General features: G+C 44.2%; 1 rRNA gene. It reads left to right on the top strand.

What is annotated here, in order from left to right:
- Nucleotides 1-106: 106 nt before the first annotated feature.
- Nucleotides 107-223 (top strand): 5S ribosomal RNA (gene rrf, locus FD33_RS07095).
- Nucleotide 224 lies beyond the last annotated feature (1 nt).

Below are 224 nucleotides of genomic sequence, written 5' to 3'. Positions count from 1 at the left end.
CTAATAGATCGAGGACTTAACCGAGTAAGAGTTTACAGCAGTTTGAAGTGTTTCAATTTTAATTCATAGTCTTAATATCTAGTTTTGAAGGTACGAGCAACAATAGTGTGGTGGCGATAGCGAGAAGGATACACCTGTTCCCATGCCGAACACAGAAGTTAAGCTTCTCCACGCCGAAAGTAGTTGGTGGGAAACTACCCGCGAGGATAGGTAGCTGCCACGCT

Origin of the sequence: Companilactobacillus paralimentarius DSM 13238 = JCM 10415 (assembly GCF_001434985.1) — a bacterium.
Taxonomy (GTDB): Bacteria; Bacillota; Bacilli; order Lactobacillales; family Lactobacillaceae; genus Companilactobacillus; species Companilactobacillus paralimentarius.
Note: the sequence above shows the minus strand (reverse complement) of the source record. Positions and strands in the feature narration are given on the sequence as shown.